Raw genomic sequence first — 5,619 nt, 5'->3', positions numbered from 1 at the left:
CGTGGGGCAAACGGGAAGTTATACGCTTGGGGAGATTAGACCTCTGGCTGGGTTGGAGCAATCCTGCTCAGTTAAGTCCGGTCGATGAACCAAGAATCCCCGTCGCTTTAGCGCGGGGAGTGTCAAGGCAATCCAATTGTAGCGTTGATCTGCTTAGGGGCGTTGGCGTAAGCCTGCCGGAGGCACAAAAATTTTTCGCCCCTACACCCCCTACAGTTTTGCATAATCCGATAAAACCCATGCCTATTGCCCACGCTGATCCTGCCCTCAGCCTTTAAAATTGGGGGGTTGGTGAGCAGGCATAGGGATTATGGATAGCATCAAGATTGAATGGATGAAGGCATTAGATGGGGTGGAATTAGATCAGGTGGGGGGCATTGCCTCCGATCATGCCCAAACCCTCTACCTCACCGGCCACCAACCTACGGTAGATCCGCCCCTTGCTTGGGTCGCTGCCCATGATCTCGAAGGGGCGAGTTTGTGGCGCTGTGCATTGGAGAGTGAGGGAAGCAGCGATCGCCACCTCCAACCCCAGGCGATCGCCCATGATCCCAACGGCTTTCTCTATCTTGTGGGAACCGCCTACAGTCCTACAGAGGGGGACAGCGAACCGACCCCGGAGGTGTGGTTAGCGCAATGTAACCTTAAGGGGCAAGTGCAATGGCTGAAAATCCTCCAAAGTATTCACCCCCAACAACCCAGCAGCCTCGCCCTCGATCCCCGTGGGGATATCTATCTCACTGGGTTTAATCTCCCCTCAGGCCAGGAGGGAGAGGCTTGGCTGGCGAAATATGACCCCAAGGGCGATCGCCTTTGGTGGACTTCCTTGGGCAAACACCAGGAAAACACCACAACTAAAATTGTCATCGGGGAAGACCCCACTGCCCGCACCAAATTCGCCAAAATTACCGTCTATGTGGCGGGCAATACCCTCATGCCCATTGCCGAGCGCACCGATAGCCATGATAGTTGGCTCGCCCGCTATAGCAGTGAAGGGATTCAACGGTGGATTACCCCGATTGGGGATGCCTTGGTTACACCTGTGGGGGCGATCGCCGTCGATGAAGATAATCACCCCTCGGTCAGCGGCACAACGAGCCAAAGCCTCAATGAGCAACCCCTGAAAGGCCCCGCCCTCTGGTTAGCTCAATACAATCCCCAAGGGCAACAGGTTACGCTCCAACAACAACCCCTCACCGCACCGGGAACCGTGGCCAATCTGCTCCAAACCGGCCCAACCTCTTGGGTGATGGGTTCTAGTACAACGGGGGAACCTTGGCTTTATCAGTTTGATCTCCAAGGGAATCGCGGATCAGTTAACCTAGAGAAACAATTAGGCTATTGCATGGATGCAATATTAGCAACGGATCTCTATGTGGTCAATCAGGGAGAAACTCAAGCCTGGTTAACACGGGTAAAACTATGAATATCGAGAGAAAAACCATTGTAGGGGCGAAAAATTTTTCGCCCCCAACCCCTCACCCCCAGCCCCTCTCTCAAAATCTGGGAGAGGGGAGTCGTAGAATAATTCAGGATTGCGAGATCAGCAAAAGCGAATGAACACCCTCTATCCCGTCAGTGTGGCCCCGATGATGGAGCGCACCGATCGCCACTTTCGTTATTTTCTCCGCCAAATTTCCCGGCGGACGTTGCTCTATACGGAAATGGTGACGACGGCGGCGGTATTAAGGGGCGATCGCCCCAAACTTCTCGATTTTCACCCCGAAGAACACCCCCTGATTTTACAATTGGGGGGGGATGATCCCCAGGATTTGGCAGCCTGTGCGCGGATTGCCGAGGATTGGGGCTATGATGGCGTGAATTTAAATGTGGGTTGCCCTAGCCCCCGCGTCCAAAGTGGCAACTTTGGGGCCTGTTTAATGCAGCAGCCGGAACGGGTGGCGGCGGCGGTGGCAGCCATGGGAGCAGCAGTGCAGATTCCCATTAGCGTTAAACATCGGATTGGTGTGGATGAATGCGATCGCTACACCGATTTACACCATTTCGTTGCCACGGTAGCAGCAGCCGGTTGCCAACAGTTTAGCGTCCATGCCCGCAAAGCCTGGCTCCAGGGCCTCAGCCCCAAGGAAAATCGCACCGTTCCCCCCCTCCGTTATGATCTCGTCTATCGTTTGAAACAGGATTTCCCCCACTTAACGATTGAAATCAACGGCGGCATCACCGAATTAGCCCAAGTGCGGGAACAATTAAATCATGTGGATGCGGTGATGATTGGCCGGGCCGCCTATGATCATCCCTATTTGTTTGCCACGGTAGATCAGGAGTTTTGGGAAGACTTTCACGCCATCCCCTCCCGCCATGAGGTGATCCGGGGGATGGTTCCTTATCTAGCCCATTGGGTAGAGCAAGGGGGACGAATTAGTCAAATCACCCGCCATTGTTTGCAACTGTTTAGCGGTCAACCGGGAACGAAGGCTTGGAAGCGTTTTTTAACGGAAAATGCCTATCAACCGGGGGCAGGGGTGGAGGTGGTACTGGCCGCCCTTGCCCAAGTACCAGAAACCCCAACCCCGGAAACAGCGAGGGCAATTTTTGCCTAAAAAGATTTTTCTCTCTGGAGATAGATGACAAATCTTGCCAGTTTTTTCTACGGTAAAGATTGCAAGTTTTTCAGGACTGATTTATGCCCTTTCTCCATCAGGTATTTTTGAATAATACCTTTGCTGCCTACGGGATGGCGATCGCCATCCTCATCGCCGGTTTTATCCTGATCCAAATTGTTCGCAGTATTGTGCTTGGCTCCCTCCAACGCTGGGCCAAACAACAACAATCCCCCCTTGATCAGCGATTGATCAATATTTTTAGCCAACCCCTGATGCGCCTGCTTTATATCGGCACGGTGTATATTGCGATCGCCAACCTCAACCTCCATCCCATCCTCGGTCAAACCCTGAAAGTCCTAGCGGTCATCCTCGCCACCGTCACAGGCATTCAATTCCTCTCTCGTTTCAGTGAATACCTCGTGAGAGCCTACCTGATTAGGAAAGGAAACCCGGAACTTGAGCAAAGCTTTAATGTCCTCACCCCCTTTATTCGGGCGATTTTTTGGGCGGTGGGTTTTGTGTTTCTGCTGGATAACTTAGGCTTTGATATTTCGGCGATGGTGGCCAGTTTAGGGATTGGGGGGTTGGCGATCGCCTTTGCTGCCCAAGGAATTTTACAAGACCTATTTAGCTACTTTTCCATTGTTTTTGATCGCCCCTTTAGCATTGGGGACTTTATCATTGTCGGGGATTATCTCGGCACAGTGGAGCAAATTGGCATTAAAACCACGCGATTAAAAAGTATTAGCGGAGAGCAATTAATTCTCGCCAATACTGATCTCACCAGTTCCCGCGTTCGCAACTTTAAACGGATGGAGCAGCGGCGGATTGTGTTTACCCTCGGCGTGATCTATGAAACTCCGGCGGAAAAATTAAAACAGATTCCCGCCATGATTGAGGAGATTATTCAAGGGGTTGAAGGCGTTACCTTTGAACGCGCCCATTTCGCCAGCTACGGAGATTTCAGCCTCAATTATGAAGTGGTCTATTTAGTCAATACCGGCGATTTCAACAGTTATATGAATTGCCAGCAACAGATTAATTTTGCCCTCTTTGAAGCCTTCGCAGCGGCAGGCATTGAATTCGCCTATCCCACCCAAGTTCATTATTTGCAGAAACAAGAGCAAACTGATCCATAACCCGTTGCTTGTTGTGCAGAGTTAAGTCTGCACAACAAGCAACATCTTTACCAAGCATTGCCAATCAGGGTATAAGCCGCCCAATAATAGGGATGGGTGAAGGTTTGCCCCTCTTGGGTGAAGTCGAGAATCTCCGGCGTTAGCTCAATGCCACCGCTACGGGTTTGGATTTGATCATTGGCGATCGCCACATCCCCCCGCAACATCGCTAACTGAGCTTGGCGCAAAGCATCGGCCTTCGTGGGGGCCGTTTGCAAACCGTGGTAAAACTCCCCCATGATCCCCACTGTGCCTAAATCGCTAATGAGCCACAAACTCGCTAACGCCGACTTTGCCCCCGACTGCACCGCCAACCCCGCAAACCCCAATTCTGCATCCTGATCACCGCTCGCCGTTTCACAGGCACTCAACACCACCAACTCTACCGGCGGATCCCCCCAACCCAATTGCCGCACCTGATCTAAACCCAAGGGTTGATCAAAAAATTGAATATAGGAGTTATCCGGTGTGCCGGGGCGGAACTCTGCATGGGTGGCGAGATGGACAATTTCACAGTTGCAATCCGCCTGTTCTTGACGGAGGCGATCGGGGGTAAATTCCGTATTTAAAAAGGCGCGACTTTGCCAACGGGGTAGGGGAATCGATTGCAACTCCGCTTCAACACCGGGCAAATCGGGCAATTCCGTAAACTCCGATGCACCCATCGCTAAAACTTGAGCATCTTTTAAGGAATGGTGGCCGGTTTGGAGGAGGTTAAAGGCGGGAATTTGAGCAAGGCTAAACTGTTCAATTAAAAACTGGTTGCGGGCCGTATCATACAATGCCCCAAAGGGAATCGCCCGCAGTCCTTTACCGCCACAAATTAACAAAATATCGATCTGATCCCGTCGTAAAACATCCACAACGGGGGCAATAATCCAATCATAAAGTTGAGCGGCGGGTGCTTGATAGGCATTACTACGGCGGGGATTACTAACACCCCGCTGGAAGGCTCGCAACGTCCGCTCTAAACTTGCCGCATCGGCGCTGAAAATATCACTACTGGTGGCAAGGGTGTCGGGGGTGGTGAGGGCAAGGTTTAAATATTTTGGTGTGGACATCAACCAGAGAACGGCGGCTTTGCGGCCAGTAGTTTCCTCCAGTTCCCGCAGCGTTTCAGCGACGGCTTCCACATGGGTATCGAGATCGAGCATGGGAATACCGAAGTAATCACCATAGTCTCGGGCCCATTCCTTCTCCATTTGGTTAATGGCATCGGCAACGGTGTCAATCTCCACTAGAGGCCGCTGGGCTTGGCTCACTCCCGCCATCAGCAGGAGGGTGGTGAGGAACAAAGTCCAAAAGAGGAGAACGGTGCGCTTAAACATAGGAGAGGGTCAGAAGTGAAAGGAGGGGTTAAGGGGGTCGTTGATGCCTGTGAGCGGAATTATCGCCCATCCAACTTCCCCCTGCTTCCACCCTAACGGGATTTTTGCCAAATGACCGCTGCTCTTGAGCCGATTTCCGCTGTACCCATTGGCTTAAGCCCAAACCCCCCATCAACAATAACGCCACAGCCCCTGTCGGTTCAGAGACAGGGGTGGGGACTGGCTCTAAGCGTAAATTGCCGACGTATTGGCTGGGGGGGTGGGGCTGGTGAGGAAGGGGCGTGTCCATTGGAAGCCGATATTATAAAAACCGGCGGTTTCAATGGTGATCCCTCCCACAAGGGTTTGATGTTTTGTCATGCCCTGAGCAACACCGGCAAAATTCCACAGGGCGATCGCCCCCCCGTTAAACATTAATTCCAACACGATAAAAACTCGGGAGCTTGGTAGCCCCGTCTCTTTAGAGCGGGGCGGAAAAGCGACTCGGCGGCTTTAGCCGCAATGACTATGATAGAATGGCATCACCTTCTCTATGACCCAAATGAAAGG

5 protein-coding genes are annotated in these 5,619 nt (G+C 52.2%); 3 read left to right on the top strand and 2 right to left on the bottom strand.

The window, feature by feature from the left end:
* Positions 1–310: 310 nt before the first annotated feature.
* From VB712_RS08025 to VB712_RS08015, 3 genes are all read left to right on the top strand, one after another.
* Entirely contained in the window at positions 311–1,426 is a 1,116-nt protein-coding gene (locus VB712_RS08025; RefSeq protein WP_323253915.1) for a hypothetical protein, read from the top strand.
* Positions 1,427–1,556: 130 nt separating this feature from the next.
* Positions 1,557–2,561, top strand: coding sequence for a tRNA dihydrouridine(20/20a) synthase DusA (gene dusA / locus VB712_RS08020; RefSeq protein WP_323253913.1), 1,005 nt, complete (start codon positions 1,557–1,559; stop codon positions 2,559–2,561).
* A gap of 83 nt (positions 2,562–2,644) precedes the next feature.
* Positions 2,645–3,703 carry a mechanosensitive ion channel family protein gene (locus VB712_RS08015; protein WP_323253911.1) on the top strand — a complete coding sequence of 353 codons (1,059 nt, stop codon included), beginning with the start codon at positions 2,645–2,647 and terminating at the stop codon, positions 3,701–3,703.
* A 47-nt stretch (positions 3,704–3,750) separates the two neighbouring features.
* Here VB712_RS08015 and VB712_RS08010 read toward each other — a convergent pair whose 3' ends face one another.
* Both VB712_RS08010 and VB712_RS08005 read right to left on the bottom strand, forming a co-directional pair.
* Complete coding sequence (locus tag VB712_RS08010) at positions 3,751–5,070, bottom strand: CHAT domain-containing protein (RefSeq protein ID WP_323253909.1); 1,320 nt, start codon at positions 5,068–5,070, stop codon at positions 3,751–3,753.
* 225 nt (positions 5,071–5,295) lie between these two features.
* Positions 5,296–5,496: a hypothetical protein gene (locus tag VB712_RS08005; RefSeq protein WP_323253907.1), complete on the bottom strand. Its 201-nt coding sequence runs from the start codon at positions 5,494–5,496 to the stop codon at positions 5,296–5,298.
* Positions 5,497–5,619 lie beyond the last annotated feature (123 nt).

Origin of the sequence: Spirulina sp. CCNP1310, from assembly GCF_034932185.1 — a bacterium.
GTDB lineage: Bacteria > Cyanobacteriota > Cyanobacteriia > Cyanobacteriales > Spirulinaceae > Spirulina.
The sequence above is the reverse complement of the archived record's forward strand: the minus strand, read 5'-3'. Positions and strand labels throughout refer to the sequence as shown.

What these genes read in the sequence shown, in the direction of transcription:
- VB712_RS08025 (WP_323253915.1), top strand. Translation starts at nt 311, where the DNA reads ATGGATAGCATCAAGATTGAATGGATGAAGGCATTAGATGGGGTGGAA.
- dusA (WP_323253913.1), top strand. Translation starts at nt 1,557, where the DNA reads ATGAACACCCTCTATCCCGTCAGTGTGGCCCCGATGATGGAGCGCACC.
- VB712_RS08015 (WP_323253911.1), top strand. Translation starts at nt 2,645, where the DNA reads ATGCCCTTTCTCCATCAGGTATTTTTGAATAATACCTTTGCTGCCTAC.
- VB712_RS08010 (WP_323253909.1), bottom strand. Translation starts at nt 5,070, where the DNA reads ATGTTTAAGCGCACCGTTCTCCTCTTTTGGACTTTGTTCCTCACCACC.